The sequence below is a fragment of the Actinomadura bangladeshensis genome (assembly GCF_004348335.1).
Classification (GTDB): Bacteria; Actinomycetota; Actinomycetes; order Streptosporangiales; family Streptosporangiaceae; genus Spirillospora; species Spirillospora bangladeshensis.
The window spans coordinates 1-14717 of sequence record NZ_SMJW01000060.1; the positions used below are offsets into that span (position 1 = coordinate 1).

The window sequence follows — 14717 nt, forward strand, 5'->3', positions numbered from 1 at the left end:
GGCGGGGGCGGCGCAGCAGCCACAGGTCGGGGCCGCCGGGCGCGAGCGTGATCACGGCGCGCAGCGCGCCCGCGCGCAGCAGGTTGGCGCGGATGCGGCGGCCGGGGCGGCGGCCCGCGACGGCCGACGGCATCAGCACCGCGGCGCGGCCGCCCGGCCGGACGTGCGCGAGGCAGTGCTGGACCCAGGCCAGCTCCGGCTCGCCGCGCGGCGGCAGCCCGTACTCCCAGCGCGGGTCGCCGGCGAGGTCGTCGTGGCCCCAGGCCCGGTCGCCGGACGGCGGGTCGCACACGACGGCGTCGGCGGCCTCGCCCGCGAAGCCGTCGTCGCGGAGGGAGTCGCCCGCGACGACCTCGGCGGGCGCGCCGGCGAGCAGCAGCCTGACCGCGGCGATCCGGGCGGCGGCGGGGTCCGCGTCCTGGCCGAGCGGGCGCCGCGGCCCGGGGGCCGCCAGCAGCAGCGTGCCGAGCCCGCACGCCGGGTCGAGGACGACGTCGCCGTCCCGGCAGGCGAGGCGGGTCATCAGGCCGGCCACGTCCTCGCGGGTGAGGACGAGCCGCCGCGAGTGCGCCCGGACGTAGCGCTCCAGGAGCTGGTCGAAGGCGCCGGCGTGGCCGTGTTCGGCGGCGAGGTCGGCGAGCATGCGGGGAAGGGCGGGGTCGTCCGGTTCCAGCCCGGGCGGCGGCGGCTTCACCGCGTCCGGGTCCGCTCCGGGGCCGCGCAGTTCGAGGAGGCGCAGCCCGGCCCAGCCGACGAGGTCGGCGAGCCCGAAGTCGTCGCCGGACGCGCGGAGCCGCTGCCAGACCCGGTCGCCGAGCGACACCTCGAACGGCTTGCCGTTGCGGCGCAGCCAGTCCTCGACGTCACCGAGGGAGAACAGCGGGCTGGTCGCGGTGCCGCCGACCGGGCGGGGGAAGTCGGCGTGGCGGCGGCGCCAGTTGCTGACGGTCGCGCGCCCGACGCCCGCCAGCCGGGCGATGTCGCCCGCGGTCACGCCGGGGTCGCCGCTCATGCCGTCACCGTACCGGCCCGGCTCAGGCACGGTGGAGGCGGCGGCCGAGCCGGGAGAGGCGTCCCGGGGCCGCGGCCCCGAGCAGCAGCGGGCGCTGGTCGGGCGCCTCCCCGGCGGGGGCGACGTCCGCGACGACGCAGGTGATGTTGTCGTGCCCGCCCGCCTCGTTCGCGAGGCCGATGAGCCGCGCGGCGACGTCCGCCGGGCCGGCCTCCGCCGCCATCGCGGCGCGGATCGCGTCGGCCGGGACGAAGCCGGAGACGCCGTCGGAGCAGAGCAGGTACCGGTCACCGGGCCGGGCGTCGTGCCGGAACAGGTCGGGCTCGCCGCTGCCGCCGCTCTGCAGCGCCCGGACGAGCACCGATCCGCGCGGATGGTTCGCCGCCTCCTCCGGGGTGAGCTGCCCTCCGTCCACGAGCGCCTGGACCATGGTGTGGTCGCGGGTGAGCTGGAAGAGGTCCCCGCCGCGCAGCAGGTAGGCGCGGGAGTCGCCGATGTGCGCCACCGCGAAGCCGCGGCCGTCCCAGGCCATCGCGGTCAGCGTCGTGCCCATGCCCGCGAGGCCGGGGTCCCGGCGGCCGAGGTCGTCGAGCCGCGCGGCCACCTCGGCGACGCCGGCGGCGAGCGCGGCGGCCGGGTCGTCGCCGAGCGGCAGCCCGGCGACGGTCGTGACGGCGGTCCGGCTGGCGACGTCGCCGTGCGGGTGGCCGCCCATCCCGTCGGCGACCGCGAGCAGGCGCGGACCGGCGAACGCGGAGTCCTCGTTCGTCTTCCGCCGCCTGCCGACGTCCGTGCCGGCGGCGAAGCGCAGCATCTGGTGAGCCATGCATTTCATGCAAGCACGCTAAAACTCAATTCACAAGCATTCCTGGTCAGCACCGTGCTTGCAGGAACCCGAGGCGGACGAACCGGGATCGATCGTGCTAGGTTGCACTGAAAACCGTTTTCATTTTCGGGAGTCTCCATGTCCTCTCTGCAGCGTGCCCGCCTGTCCGGCGCGGGTGCCCTCCTCGCCGTCTCGGCTCTGCTGGCGGCCGGGTGCGGGTCGTCGTCCGACACCGGCTCCGGGACGCGGGCGGCACCGGAGGGCGGCACCGTCTCGGTCGTCGCGTCGACCAACGTCTACGGCGACATCGCACGGCAGATCGGCGGCGGCAAGGTGGAGGTGACCTCGTTCATCAGCGACCCCTCGCAGGACCCGCACTCGTTCGAGGCGAGCGCGCGCACCCGGCTCGCGCTGTCGCAGGCCGGCGTCGTCATCGAGAACGGCGGCGGCTACGACGACTTCATGGACACGCTGCTCAAGGGCGCGAACTCGAAGGCGGTGGTGCTGAACGCGGTGGAGGTGTCGGGGAAGACCGCGCCCGCCGGCGAGGAGTTGAACGAGCACGTCTGGTACGACCTGCCGTCCGTCGGGCTGCTGGCCGACCGGATCTCGGCCGCGCTCGCCAAGGCCGCCCCCGCGGACGCGCAGACCTTCACGGCGAACGCCGACGCGTTCAAGGCCAGGCTGAAGACCCTGGAGGGGAAGGTGGCCGCGCTCAAGACCGCGCACGCCGGCGAGGGCGTCGCGATCACCGAGCCCGTCCCCGTCTACCTGCTGGAGGCGGCCGGGCTGGAGAACCGGACGCCGGAGGAGTTCAGCGAGGCGATCGAGGAGGGCGGCGACGTCCCGCCGCGCGTCCTGCGGGACACCCTCGCGCTGGTGAGCGGGAAGAAGGTCGAGGTGCTCGTCTCCAACGCGCAGACGGGCGGCCCGGAGACCGAGCAGATCGAGAAGGCCGCGAAGGAGGGCGGCGTGCCGGTCGTGCCGGTCACCGAGACGCTGCCCGAGGGCACCGACTACGTCTCCTGGATGGACGGCAATATCGCCGCGCTGCAGAAGGCGCTGTCGTGATCGCCCTGCGCGGCGCCGCCCTCTCCTACGGGGAGCGGACCCTGTGGAAGGGCCTCGACCTCGACGTCGCGGCGGGCGAGTTCCTGCTCGTCCTCGGGCACAACGGGTCGGGGAAGACGAGCCTGCTGCGGGTCCTGCTCGGGCTGCAGCGGCTCTCGGCGGGGACGGTCACCGTGAACGGCCGCCCGCCGCGCCGGGGCGCCGGGCTCATCGGCTACGTCCCGCAGCACCGCGCCGTCCCGCCGCACACCCCGCTGCGGGCGCGCGACCTGGTCGGGCTCGGCGTCGACGGGCACCGGTGGGGGCCGCGGCGGCGGTCCCGGGACGCGCGCCGCCGGATCGAGGACGCGCTGCGGGACGTGGGCGCCGCGCCGTACGCCGGCGTCCCCCTCCACCTGCTGTCGGGCGGGGAGCTGCAGCGGGTGCGGGTCGCGCAGGCGCTGGCCGCCGATCCGCGCGTCCTGCTGTGCGACGAGCCGCTCGCTTCGCTGGACGCCGGCCACCAGCGGATCGTCGGCGAGCTGGTCGAGCGGCGGCGGCGCGAGCGGCGCACGGCGGTCGTGTTCGTCACGCACGAGGTCGACCCCGTCCTGCCGTTCGCGGACCGGGTGCTGGATCTCGGCGACCTCGAACCGGGCGGGGCGGCGTGATCTGGCACGAGATCGTCGACTTCGACGACTACGGGGCGCTGCTCGCGCTCGTCCGCAACTCGCTCATCGCGGGTGCCGTGCTCGGCCTCGTCGGCGGGCTCGCCGGGACGTTCGTCATCATGCGCGACCTGCCGTTCGCCGTGCACGGCGTCAGCGAGCTGTCGTTCGCGGGCGCGGCGGGCGCGCTGCTGCTCGGCACCAGCGTGGCGGGCGGCTCGATCGCGGGCGCGCTGGCCGCCGCCGCGCTGATCGGAGTGCTGGGCGCGAAGGCGCGCGACCGCGGTTCGGTCATCGGCGTGCTGATGCCGTTCGGGCTCGGCCTCGGGGTGCTGTTCCTGTCCCTCTACAAGGGCCGGTCGGCGAACAAGTTCGGCCTGCTCACCGGGCAGATCGTCGCCATCGACACGCCGCACCTGTCGTGGCTGCTCGGAACGTCGGCGGTGGTGCTGGTGTGCCTCGCGGTCATGTGGCGGCCGCTGGCGTTCGCGAGCCTCGACCCGGACGTGGCGGCGGCGCGGGGCGTCCCGGTGCGGGCGCTGTCCCTGGTGTTCATGCTGGTGCTCGGGCTCGCGGTCGCGGTGTCGGTGCAGGTCGTGGGCGCGCTGCTGGTGCTCGCGCTGCTCTGCACGCCGGCCGCGGCGGCGGTCCGGGTGACCGCGTCGCCGGTGCTCGCCCCCGTGCTCAGCGCGGTGTTCGCGACCGTGTCGGTGGTGGGCGGGATCCTGCTGTCGATCGGTTCCACCATCCCCGTCAGCCCGTACGTCACGACGATCTCGTTCGTCCTGTACGGGGTGTGCCGCGCGGCCGGGGCGATCCGGGCGAGGCGCGGCCGGACGGCGCGGCGGCGCGCGGCCCGTCCCGGCCCCCGCATGATCTCCTCCACATGATCCCTTGGTGCCCGCACGGTACTGGCCGCCGGGCGGGCACCGCGGCGCGGCGGGCGTTCCGGATATTCCGGATCTCCAGCGGCGAGGTCGTTGCGATTCGCTTACTCCCCCGTGGGCATCGCCGCCGGACGCGAAGGGCATCAACAAGGCTCTTCCGACTTTCTGGGCGATTGGGAGGGACGCGATGTGGGACTTCGCGGGCCGTGACACCGCTATCGACCTGGGCAGCGACACCGTGCGGATGCACGTGCGGGACCGCGGCGTGGTGTGCCGCGAGCCGTCCGTGCTCGCCCGGTCCCGGGAGACCGGGCACATCCTGGCGCTGGGCCTGCCCGCGCAGCAGATGGCCGGGCGCAACCCCGACGTCACGCTCGTCCGGCCGATCCGCGAGGGCGCGCCGACCGAGACCGACGAGGCCGAGTACCTGATGCGGCACCTGGTCCGCCGGCACCACCGGCGCCACTACACGGCCCGCCCCCGGCTCGTCATCACGGTGCCGAGCGGGATGACCTCCGTCCACTACCGGGCCCTGCAGTTCTCCGCCTACCAGGCCGGCGCGCGGCGGCTCACGCTCGTGCCGACGCCCATCGCCGCCGCCATCGGGATGGGGATGACCTCGACCGCGCGGCGCGACATCGCCGTCATCGCCGACATCGGCGCGGACGTCACCGACGTCGGCGTCATCGCGTTCGGCGGCCTCGTCACCTCGCACACCGCGCACGTCGGCGGGTCGGCGCTGGACAAGGCGATCGTCGCGATGGTGCGGCGCGAGCACGGCACGGCGCTGTCGCGGTCCGCGGCCGAGGCCGCCAAGCTGGAGGTCGGGGCGGTGCCGCCGCTCGGCCGCCGGCCGGTGAAGCAGACCGTCGTGACCGGCCGCGACATCGCGACCGGGATGCCGCGCGAGATCGTCCTGACCACGCTGGACGTCGGCCGCGCGATCAGCGCGCCGATCGCCGGGATCGTGGAGGCGATCGGCGCCGGGCTGACCGGCTGCTCGCCCGAGATCTCCGGCGACCTGCTGAGCGTCGGCATCACGCTGACCGGCGGGTGCGCCCGGCTGCCGGGGCTGCAGCGGCTGATCCGCGACCGGACCGGCCTGGAGGCGCGGCTCGGCGACGACACCGGCGACGCGGCCGTGCTCGGCGCCGGGGAGGTGCTGCGCTCCGCCGGCTCGCAGGAGCCGTCCGCACGCAAGTCGGCGCCGCGCCCGCAGGTGCTGACCACCCTGCCGGAGTACTGACCGGGCGCCGCGACCGGGGCCGGGCCGGGGGTTAGACTCCGGGGTCCATGAGCGACGCACCCGGCCTCGACGGCCCCGGAAGCCCGCGCCTGCAGGAGGTCTCGGACGGGATCTTCGCCTACGTGCAGCCGGACGGCACCTGGTGGATCAACAACACCGGCTTCCTCTCCGGGACGCGCGGGGTGGTGAGCGTCGACTCGTGCTCGACCGAGCGCCGCACCCGCGCGTACCTGGAGTCGATCCGGTCGGTGACGGACCGGCCCGTCCGGACCCTGGTCAACACCCACCACCACGGCGACCACACGTTCGGCAACTACCTGTTCGCGGGCGCCACCGTCGTCGGCCACGAGCGGACGCGGGAGGGCGCGCTCGCCTGGGGCAAGCCGTTCGACGAGCCGGTCTGGACGAAGGTGGACTGGGGCGACATCGAGGTCGAGCCGCCGTTCCTCACCTACACCGACGGCGTGACGCTGTGGGTGGACGACCTGCGCTGCGAGGTCCGGCACGTCGGGACGCCGGCGCACACGACGAACGACTCCATCGTGTGGATCCCGGAGCGGCGGGTCCTGTTCTGCGGCGACCTGCTGTTCAACGGCGGCACCCCGTTCCTGATGCAGGGGTCGGTCGCCGGCGCCGTCAGGGTGCTGGAGGAGGTCGTGGCGCCGCTGGGCGCGGAGACGATCGTCCCCGGGCACGGCCCGGTCGGCGGCCCGGAGCTGATCGACCGCGTGCTCGGCTACGCCCGGTTCGTGCAGGCGACGGCCGCCGCGGCCAAGCCGGCCGGGCTGTCGCCGCTGGAGGCGGCGCGCGAGGCCGACCTCGGCCCGTACGCGGAGCTGACCGACGCCGAGCGGCTCGTCGGCAACCTGCACCGCGCCTACGCCGAGCTGGACGGCCTCGAACCGGGCGGCGACATCGACGTGCTCGCCGCCATGGGCGACATGATCACCTTCAACGGCGGCCGCCCGCTCACCTGCCGCGCCTGAGGCGCCGCAGCAGGTGCCGGGGGCGGATCGTCCGCGGCGGGGCGGGGACGTCGTAGCGGTCCGCGCCGCCGCGCACCACCTTCCGCGCCTCCGCCGCGTCCACGCCGGCGAACACCAGCAGGTCGATGGCGGCCAGCCGCAGCGCCGTGGCGGCGTCGCGGCCGGCGGCGGCGCTCTGCAGCTCCTCGTCGCCGGCCCGCTCCGCCAGCACGACGGCGCGGTCGGCGGCCCGCCGGCGGCGGGCGTGGTCGCCCGGGTCGTCGGCCACGTGCCGCACGATCACGGCGAGGTCCAGGACGGCCGGGACGAGGACGCGGCGCTGCCCCCGGCCGGCGGCGAGCGCGGTGCGCGCGACGAGGACGCAGCTCCCGCAGAGCAGGTCGAGCCAGTCCGCGTTCTCCCGCTCCAGGACGGTCACCGCCTGCCGCGACCGCCACACCAGCGAGTACCGGGGGACCGAGGTGCTGGCCGCGCTCATGCGGCCGAGCTCGGCGAGCCGGTCGCGCTGCCCGCGCAGCTCGTCCAGCGCCTCCTCGCGGAGCCCGTCGTCGTCCTCGCGCAGCGCCCGGACGGTGAGGTCGAGGCCGTCGGCCATGCCCGCCAGCGCGGCGGACTCGGCGCGCCGCACCAGCGCGAGCGGCTCGGGGGTGAACAGCAGCTGGGTGAACACGAGCGCGACGCCGGCGCCGACCAGCGCGTCCACCATCCGGAAGGGGCCAGCCTGCCCGCCCGCGGCGGTCACCGTCAGGATCGCGGACGCGGCGGACTGCCCGACCACCAGTGCCGAGTCTGTGACGGCCCTGGCCAGCACGATCGAGCCGAACACCACGAGGGCCAGGGTGCCGTAGCCGCCGCCGAGCGCGAGCAGGGTCAGCTCACCGACGCCGATGCCGAGCAGCACGCCGACGAGCAGCTGCACCGCGTTCACTCCGCGCCGGCCGCGCGCGGTGTTGAGCGCCACGACCGCGGCGATCGGCGCGAAGAACGGGTCGGTGTGCGGGCCGAACGACTTGGCGGTGATCCAGGCGATGGTCGCCGCGGCGGTCTGCTGCACGACCGGCCACGCCCCCTCCCGCAGCCGCCGCCAGGACCGCGCACCGGCCTCACGCGCCCGGAGCCGCCACCGGCTCGGCCTCATTCAGGGACGCTCTGCGGCGGACGCCGCCCGACCCGCTCGATGAGCCGGACCGCCGCGTTGGTCATCACCGGGTCGATGACGCCGAACCGCCGCACGGCGGCCGGCGTGACCCCGGCGACCATGGCCGGTGCGGGCACGGCGCCCATGGCGGTCATCGCGGGCCGGTCGCCGCCGGATCTCGGGCGGGACCTCCTCAGCGGGCCCCCGGTGATCTGGGCACGGAAAAAGCCCTGCATGCGCGCCTCCCCGACGAGACACTACCCAGAGTATCCACTTCGATACGGAGGGCCGGGTCAGCGGAGTTCGGCCGTCGTCAGGAGGCGGATGTGGGCGGCGGCCCAGGCCCGGACGGCGCGGTGCGGGTCGTCGGCGGTGAGCGCCGCGGCGAGTGCGGCGACGGTCCCGGCGGCGGTGCGCAGGCCGTTGGCCTCCAGGTCCTCACCGGCGCGGACGATGCGCCCCCGCAGGCCGGGCGAGGTGCGCAGGAGGCCGCGATGGGCCGCCTCGGCGCAGGCCGCGAGCGCCTCGTCCAGCGCGCGGGACAGCGGGTCGCGGACGTCCGGAGGCGGGGCGTCCAGGGTGGCGGTGCCCTCGCCGGGCGCCAGGTCGGGGAGGACGACGCCGTCGCCGGTCAGGACGGCGAACGGGTCGACGACCAGGCCGCCGCGGTCCCTGCGGACGGCGCCGGTGAGCAGCCGGGGGCCCGCGGCGAGCGCCTCCGCGAGGGCGTCGAGCGCGGCGGGGCGGTGCGGGCTGTAGTCGGCGGACACGACGGCCGTGGTCCCGGCCGCGTCCGCGACCACGGCCTCCAGGCGCTGCGCGCCGGGGTGGTAGCCGATGTCGCGGACGCCGGCGACCTCGACGGCGCGGACCAGTTCCGCCTCGACGCGGGGGCGGACGAGGCGCGGCGGCAGCGCGTCCAGCGCGCGCGCCTCCGCCGCGTAGTCGCGGACGAGCAGCCCGGCGGGCAGCGTCTCCCAGGCGTTGCCGACCGGTGTGACCGTGGTCTTCGCGATCCGCCCCGCGGCGACGCGGACGACCCGGCCGGCGCTGCGGGCGGCGCTCTCCGACACGACGTTCGCCGCCGCGAGCGACCGCAGCGGGGTGCCGAGGACGCGGCGTCCGGCCAGGTCGGCGCCGGTGAGGCGGCCCCCGTCCGGGACGTCGAAGCGGCGTTTCAGCGCGAGCACCACGCCGGTGGCGGTGTGCGCGAGGTAGATGTCGGCGGTGCGGATCGCGGCGGTGCCGGCGACGCGGCAGCCGAGGGCGGCGAGGCGGACGCGGCGCAGCGGCGTCTCCGCCCGCTCGTCGGTGCCGAGCACCTGGGAGCGGTCCGGCCCCCGGGCGGCGCGGTGCCGGGCGTGGACCTCGGCGAGGAGTTCCGCGGTGCGCGCGGGGTCGTGGTCGGCGCGGCGCTCGTGGTGGGCGGCGAGCTGGGCGGCCAGGTCGCCGAGGGCCGCGGCGGGCCAGTGCATGCCGTGCCCGGCGAGGTCGGCGGCGGCGCGCCCGATCGCGGTGGCCAGGACCGGGCCGGTGTGCACGACGCCCTCCAGGAGGACCTGGCCGGCGAGGTCGAGGGCGGTGCCGAGGGACGGGCCGAGAGCCGGGCCGGAGCCGTCGCGGGACTCCCCCGGCGCGCCGCCGCCCACGTCCAGGCGGACCTCGGCGCCGGTGAGGCCGCGCTCGTCGGCGGCGCGGAACGCCCAGACGGCGAGGACGGTGACCTCGCCGCGCACCGCCGCGACGGCGTCGGTGTGGACGTAGCCGAGCTCGTCCGGCACCAGGAACCGGACGGTGCAGGCCGGCAGTTCGACGTGGGCCACCGGGTCCTGCGGGGTGGGGCGGCGGAGCGTCGCGGAGTAGCCGGCGCGGAAGGTGCGGCGCGCGGCGGTGAGGGCCCGCTGCCCGAGGACGCGGGCGAGCGCGTCGTCGTCGAACGCCCCCGGCGACCAGGCCGCGTCCGGCGCGGCGTCGGGTCCGGCGACTGGTTCATCGTCGAGGGCGGGGGCGGCGGTGCGCTGGTAGGCGAGGACGAGGCAGATCCGGTGGCGGCACATGCCGGTCGCGGCGCAGGAGCAGGTCGCGGCCTCCAGCCCGGCACCGGCCGGCAGGGAGGTCTCGGTGCCATCGGGGAAGGTGCCGGCGATGCCGCCGTCCGGGGCGGCGGTGATCTCGGGGCCGTGGCCGGCGTCGAGGTCCTTCGCGGCGCGCTTCACGAGCCCGCGGTTGGCCAGGGCGGCGAGCGCGTCCGGGGTGAGGGAGAGCAGGTCCGCGCGGGTCGCGGGGCCGGTCACCGGGCGATCCGTTCGGCGACGAACTCGGCGAGGTGGCCGGGGGTCATGGCGCCGACGTGGGCGCCCTCGTCGGCGAGGCGCCCCGCCGTCACCCGGTCGTAGTCGGGGTTCGCCTGCTCGTCGAGCGCGGCGAGCCCGAGCACCTGCGTCCCCTGCCGGACGAGCCCGCGGACCTCCCGGACGAGCCGCGCGGGGTCCCCGCCTTCGTAGAAGTCGGTGACGACGGCGACGATCGCCCGCCGCGGGTTCTCCACCAGCCGGGCGCCGTAGCCGACGGCCCGCGCGATGTCGGTGCCGCCGCCGAGCTGGACCTTCATCAGCAGCTCGGCCGGGTCGGTGACGTCGGAGGTCAGGTCGACCACGGAGGTGTCGAACGCGACCAGGTGCGTCTTCAGGCCGGGCAGCCCCCACAGGCACGCGGCGGTGACGGCGGAGTGGACGACCGATCCGGCCATGGAGCCGGACTGGTCGACGAGCAGGATCAGCTGCCACTGCTCGATGTGCCGCCGCGTCCGGGACACGAACCGGGGATGCTCGATGTAGAGGCGGCGCTCGTCCGGCCGGTAATGCGCGAGGTTCGCGCGGATCGTCCCGTGGAAGTCGAAGTTGCGGGAGTTCGCGATGCGGCTCGGGCGCCGCGACCGGGTGCCGTGGAACGACCGCCGGACCTCGGTGGCGAGCCGCTCCACCAGCTGCCGGACGACGGCCTCCACGATCCGCCGGGCGAGCGCGAGGACCTCGGGGTTCATCAGGTGCTTGGTGCGCAGGACGGCGCGCAGCAGCGTCTCGTCGGGTTCGATGCGCTCCAGCACGGCCGGGTCGGTGACGATCTCGTGGATCTCGTAGCGTTCGACGGCGTCGCGTTCGAGCCGCTCGATCGTCTCCCTCGGGAAGAGCCGGTGCACGGCGTCCAGCCAGTCGACGGTGGTGAGCTGCGACGGCCCGTCCCCGCCGGTGCGGCCGCCGGCGGGTTCGGCCGTGCCGCCGCGCCGGACGCCGCGCCTGCCGAGGCCGGGGTCGCGCCCGTAGAGCCAGTCGAGGGCCGCGTCCCGTTCGGCGCCCTCCCCGGAGGGCGGCCCGAGGCACGACCGCGCCGGGGCGCCGAGGACGAGCCGCCAGCGTTCCAGCTCGGGCGGGATCATGACTCCCCTTCCTCTCCCTGTGGGGGGACGACCTCCCACACACCCCGCCTCGCTTCGCTCGATTCGAGGTGGGCCGCGGTGAGGGCCCGGTCGACACGTTCCTCCAGGGCGCGGGCCTCGGCGATGAGCAGCGGCGCGGCCGGTGCGCGGAGCAGGGCGCGGGCGGAGCCGCGCACCCCGTGCCCGTCGACGCCGTGCCGGTCCAGCAGCCCCTCGGCGATCGTCTCGCGCTCGCGCGGCGGGAAGAACTCGAACGCCTGCCGCAGCGCGGGCAGCGCCACGAGGAAGTCGGCGTCGGTGAGGTCGCGGATCAGCTCGTCCAGGACGCCGAGGACGGCGGCGTCCGCGTCGAGGACCTCCTGCCGGGCCAGCGCGAACAGCCCGGCGAGCCAGTCGCCGAACGTGCTCGCGCCGCTCGCGCCCCGCACGGCGCGGGCCGGGTCGGCGGTGTCGCCGAGCGCCCGCCCGAGCCCGAACGCGGCTCCGCGCAGGTCGGGCGGGACGTCGGTCCGGGCGGCGACGCGGCGGGCGACGCCGAGCGCCGCGTGACGGTCCAGGCCCAGCGGCCCGGCGGCGTGCAGCAGCGCGTCGCGGGCCGCGGCGAGGGCGCGCAGCCGGTCGAGGTCGGCGGGGGCGGGCCCGCCGCGCACCCCTTCGACGAGCCACAGGATCCGGGTGACGCACTCGCGCACGACCGTCCCGAACAGCGGGCTGCCGGCCGTGCCGAGGACGCGGTCGTGCCGCCACAGCCCGAGGACGGCGCCGAGCGCGGCACCGAGCGCGGCGATGTCGGACGAGCCCGCGACCCCGGCGGCGATCGCCGCGGCGATCCGGTCGGACCGGTCCGCGCAGCCGCACAGCGCGGCGTCGAACAGCACGTCCGCGAGCCGCCGCATGTCGGTGCCGGCGTCGTTCACGCGCTCGTCCAGCACGGCGGCCGCCGCGGCCGCCGGCGTCGGCCCGTGCGCGCCGGCCTCGATGAGCGCGGAGCGGCGGACCCCGGAGGGGTCGGCGGTGTCCAGCACCCAGCGCTCCTCCAGCACCGGGTCGGCGCCGGACGCCGGGCCGGACTCGCGGACGGCGCCGGGGATCCGCAGGACGCGCAGCCGGTGCAGCGCGCGGCTGCGCTCCAGGCCGCGCGGCGTCGCGAGCTCGAGGACGACCGGCCCGTCCCGGTCGAGGCCGAGGCGTTCGAGCTCGGCGGCCGCGTCGTGGACGAGCGGCGGCGCCGGCGTGTCGCGGTGCAGGCGGCCGACGCGGTCGCCGCTCAGCGCGGCGACCATCTCGACGACGGCCGGGTGGGCGCCGGGGGCGAGGGGGCCCCGCGACGTCCACGGCAGCCGCTGGTCGAGGTCGTCGTTCACCAGCGCGGACACCAGCCCGTCCAGCAGGTCGGTGCGGGCGGGGGCGCGGTGGCCGCGCAGCCGGGTGAGGCCCTCAGTGAGGGTGCGGGCGGCGATCAGGTCGGCGGTCGACACGACCTGCCGGCGCTTGCGCAGCCGCGCCGCGACGGTCTCGATGAGCGCGCCGGCCGCCGCGTCGGGGCCGTCCTCCCAGAGCCGCTGGTAGTACTCGGGGGACGGCATGCCCGACTGGTAGCCGGTGAACGCGTCCAGGCGCCGGAACGAGTACGGGACGAGGAAGCCGCCGCCGGCCGCGCCCTCGGGCGGCTCCGGCACGCCGGGCCAGTCCGTGCCGCCGGCCGCGGTGAGCGCTTCGAGGGCGGGCTTGTGGAATCCGCCGGTCACCACGACGACGGGGCGGTCGCCGGCGTCGGCCTCGGCCGCCCGTGTCCACGCCGCCATGTAGGACTCGCGGGCCGTGTCGTCCGCACCGGCCTCCGCTTCGCCCCGCAGCAGCGCGAAGTACGCGTCGAGCCGCTCGGCCGCGCCGTCCGGGTCGGTCTCGAAGAGGTGGTCCCACAGGACGTCGGTGTTGTCGACGGCGAACTCCCGGCACAGGCGCTCGGTGACCTCGGCGTAGCGGCGCTCGGCGTCGGCGTACCGGTTGCTCCGGCTCGCGACCGCGGGGTGCCAGGCGGGCAGGTCGATGAACCGCAGCTCGGCGCCGGCCGCGCGCCCCTCGTTGAGCGCGACCCATTCCGGCGAGTAGCCGCAGAACGGCGTCCAGGAGGCGTGCACGCGGTCGGCGTCCCGGTAGTAGCTGAAGATCGCGATGGGCGGGGTGTGGCCGAGGAGCAGCTCGTCCATCCGGGCGCCGAAGTCCGCGGGCCCCTCGACCAGGACGTAGGCGGGCCGCAGCCGCCGGATCGCGTCCCGGACGAGCCGCGCGCAGGCGGGGCTGTGGTGCCGGACACCGATGAACGTGACCGCCATCAGCCGGGCAGCAGGTGCCGGGCGGCGTGCAGCGCCCGCCACTGCTCGCCGTCGCGCCGGGACGCCTGCTGCTCCAGGTAGCGGCGCAGCCGGGCGAGGTCGTCGGGGCTGTCCTTGGCGGCGGTGCCGGCGAGGCACTCGACGATGTCGGCGGCGCCGCCCGGCTCGCCGCGCAGGAACCAGCCCCGCACCCCGACCTGGTGCGCGACCGACACCGCCTCGGCCGTGCTCATCACCGCCGACAGCCGGTCCATGGCCCGGCCGTCCTCGGTGGCCGCGTTGCGCAGCTCCCGGAACGCGGTGACCAGCACCTCGAGGACGTCCCGGCGCGGCGGGGCCTGCACGCCGCTGCGCTCCAGCAGCCGCCGCGCCTCCTGCTCGACCAGGTCGAGCTCGGTGCCGAAGTCGGCGATCGGGAACACGGTCTCGAAGTTGAACCGCCGCTTGAGCGCCGCGCTCATCTCGTTGACGCCGCGGTCGCGGGTGTTCGCGGTCGCGATGACGTTGAACCCGTCCCGCGCGAACACCATCGACTCCTCTCCCGCGAGCTCGGGGATGGCGAGGACGCGGTCGGACAGCGGCGAGAGCAGCGAGTCCTGCACCTCCAGCGGGCAGCGGGTGATCTCCTCGAACCGGACGACGCGGCCCTCGGCCATCCCGGTGAGCAGCGGCGCCGGCACGAGCGAGCGGGTGGACGGCCCCTCCGCGACCAGCAGCGCGTAGTTCCACGAGTACTTGATCTGGTCCTCGGTGGTGGCGGCGCCGCCCTGGATCGTCAGCGTGGACGTCCCGCTGACGGCCGCCGCGATCAGCTCCGACAGCAGCGACTTCGCCGTCCCCGGCTCCCCGACGAGCATCAGCCCGCGGCTCGTGGCGAGGGTGACGAGCGCCCGGTCGATGAGCGCGGTGTCGCCGACGAACTTGCGCGTCACGCCGAGGGCCTCGTCCCCGACGATGAACCGGCGCGCCGCCGTGAGGCTCAGCGCCCAGCCCGGCGGGCGCGGCCCGGAGTCGTCCTCCCCGAGCCGGCGGAGCTCCCCGGCGAACCGGACCTCGGCCGGGGGCCGCTGGCGGCCGGTGGTGTCGGGCGGGGTGTCCTCGGCGTGACGGTGGTCTTTCACGCGCCCAACGG

General features: G+C 76.4%; 13 protein-coding genes. 5 read left to right on the forward strand and 8 right to left on the reverse strand.

The genetic code is table 11. The features are described 5' to 3' along the window. Positions 1-1012 (reverse strand): N-6 DNA methylase (locus E1284_RS14330; RefSeq protein ID WP_165965264.1); only part of this gene is annotated, 1012 nt, incomplete at its 3' end. 22 nt (positions 1013-1034) lie between these two features. After that, positions 1035-1838, reverse strand: a complete 804-nt coding sequence (locus E1284_RS14335) for a PP2C family protein-serine/threonine phosphatase (protein WP_131939564.1) — start codon at positions 1836-1838, stop codon at positions 1035-1037. A gap of 138 nt (positions 1839-1976) precedes the next feature. On the opposite strand from E1284_RS14335, the gene E1284_RS14340 reads away from it, so the two are divergent. From E1284_RS14340 to E1284_RS14360, 5 genes are all read left to right on the forward strand, one after another. Next, positions 1977-2909, forward strand: a complete 933-nt coding sequence (locus E1284_RS14340) for a metal ABC transporter solute-binding protein, Zn/Mn family (protein ID WP_131939565.1) — start codon at positions 1977-1979, stop codon at positions 2907-2909. Next, positions 2906-3559 carry a metal ABC transporter ATP-binding protein gene (locus E1284_RS14345; RefSeq protein WP_131939566.1) on the forward strand — a complete coding sequence of 218 codons (654 nt, stop codon included), beginning with the start codon at positions 2906-2908 and terminating at the stop codon, positions 3557-3559. Before E1284_RS14340 ends, E1284_RS14345 begins: the two co-directional genes overlap by 4 nt. Beyond that, positions 3556-4446: a metal ABC transporter permease gene (locus tag E1284_RS14350; RefSeq protein WP_131939567.1), complete on the forward strand. Its 891-nt coding sequence runs from the start codon at positions 3556-3558 to the stop codon at positions 4444-4446. Before E1284_RS14345 ends, E1284_RS14350 begins: the two co-directional genes overlap by 4 nt. A 184-nt stretch (positions 4447-4630) precedes the next feature. Next, positions 4631-5689, forward strand: a complete 1059-nt coding sequence (locus E1284_RS14355; protein ID WP_131939568.1) for a rod shape-determining protein — start codon at positions 4631-4633, stop codon at positions 5687-5689. A 47-nt stretch (positions 5690-5736) separates the two neighbouring features. Further along, positions 5737-6675 carry an MBL fold metallo-hydrolase gene (locus tag E1284_RS14360; RefSeq protein ID WP_131939569.1) on the forward strand — a complete coding sequence of 313 codons (939 nt, stop codon included), beginning with the start codon at positions 5737-5739 and terminating at the stop codon, positions 6673-6675. Here E1284_RS14360 and E1284_RS14365 read toward each other — a convergent pair. From E1284_RS14365 to E1284_RS14390, 6 genes are read right to left on the reverse strand one after another with little or no spacing between them, the layout of a single operon-like run. Next, entirely contained in the window at positions 6659-7813 is a 1155-nt protein-coding gene (locus tag E1284_RS14365; protein ID WP_131939570.1) for an FUSC family protein, read from the reverse strand. The genes E1284_RS14360 and E1284_RS14365 overlap by 17 nt on opposite strands. Then, complete coding sequence (locus E1284_RS14370; RefSeq protein WP_131939571.1) at positions 7810-8049, reverse strand: hypothetical protein; 240 nt, start codon at positions 8047-8049, stop codon at positions 7810-7812. Before E1284_RS14370 ends, E1284_RS14365 begins: the two co-directional genes overlap by 4 nt. A gap of 57 nt (positions 8050-8106) precedes the next feature. Beyond that, positions 8107-10107 carry a hypothetical protein gene (locus E1284_RS14375; RefSeq protein ID WP_131939572.1) on the reverse strand — a complete coding sequence of 667 codons (2001 nt, stop codon included), beginning with the start codon at positions 10105-10107 and terminating at the stop codon, positions 8107-8109. Next, entirely contained in the window at positions 10104-11249 is a 1146-nt protein-coding gene (locus E1284_RS14380; protein ID WP_131939573.1) for a VWA domain-containing protein, read from the reverse strand. The genes E1284_RS14375 and E1284_RS14380 overlap by 4 nt, the downstream gene beginning before the upstream one ends. After that, entirely contained in the window at positions 11246-13585 is a 2340-nt protein-coding gene (locus E1284_RS14385) for a DUF5682 family protein (RefSeq protein ID WP_207923749.1), read from the reverse strand. The genes E1284_RS14380 and E1284_RS14385 overlap by 4 nt, the downstream gene beginning before the upstream one ends. Further along, a complete protein-coding gene (locus E1284_RS14390) occupies positions 13585-14706 on the reverse strand; it encodes an AAA family ATPase (protein WP_131939574.1) in 1122 nt (373 codons plus the stop codon). The genes E1284_RS14385 and E1284_RS14390 overlap by 1 nt, the downstream gene beginning before the upstream one ends. Between the last annotated feature and the right edge of the window lie 11 nt (positions 14707-14717).

Bases quoted from the DNA above. Each gene is read 5' to 3' on its own strand.
- E1284_RS14335 (WP_131939564.1), bottom strand. From the start codon at position 1,838: ATGGCTCACCAGATGCTGCGCTTCGCCGCCGGCACGGACGTCGGCAGG.
- E1284_RS14340 (WP_131939565.1), top strand. From the start codon at position 1,977: ATGTCCTCTCTGCAGCGTGCCCGCCTGTCCGGCGCGGGTGCCCTCCTC.
- E1284_RS14355 (WP_131939568.1), top strand. From the start codon at position 4,631: ATGTGGGACTTCGCGGGCCGTGACACCGCTATCGACCTGGGCAGCGAC.
- E1284_RS14360 (WP_131939569.1), top strand. From the start codon at position 5,737: ATGAGCGACGCACCCGGCCTCGACGGCCCCGGAAGCCCGCGCCTGCAG.
- E1284_RS14365 (WP_131939570.1), bottom strand. From the start codon at position 7,813: ATGAGGCCGAGCCGGTGGCGGCTCCGGGCGCGTGAGGCCGGTGCGCGG.
- E1284_RS14370 (WP_131939571.1), bottom strand. From the start codon at position 8,049: ATGCAGGGCTTTTTCCGTGCCCAGATCACCGGGGGCCCGCTGAGGAGG.
- E1284_RS14380 (WP_131939573.1), bottom strand. From the start codon at position 11,249: ATGATCCCGCCCGAGCTGGAACGCTGGCGGCTCGTCCTCGGCGCCCCG.
- E1284_RS14385 (WP_207923749.1), bottom strand. From the start codon at position 13,585: ATGGCGGTCACGTTCATCGGTGTCCGGCACCACAGCCCCGCCTGCGCG.